The organism is Providencia sp. PROV_01 (genome assembly GCF_053098325.1).
In genome coordinates, this window is sequence record NZ_JBRFKD010000006.1 from 1 (window position 1) to 289 (window position 289).

The 289-nt window shown below is 52.6% G+C and carries 1 pseudogene; it reads left to right on the plus strand.

The window, feature by feature from the left end:
• Window positions 1-62: 62 nt before the first annotated feature.
• Window positions 63-289, plus strand: a pseudogene (locus ACU696_RS20900) (IS6 family transposase); the annotation flags it as partial.

Consider the following 289-nt stretch of genomic DNA (forward strand, 5'->3'; position numbering starts at 1 on the left):
GCACTGTTGCAAATAGTCGGTGGTGATAAACTTATCATCCCCTTTTGCTGATGGAGCTGCACATGAACCCATTCAAAGGCCGGCATTTTCAGCGTGACATCATTCTGTGGGCCGTACGCTGGTACTGCAAATACGGCATCAGTTACCGTGAGCTGCAGGAGATGCTGGCTGAACGCGGAGTGAATGTCGATCACTCCACGATTTACCGCTGGGTTCAGCGTTATGCGCCTGAAATGGAAAAACGGCTGCGCTGGTACTGGCGTAACCCTTCCGATCTTTGCCCGTGGCA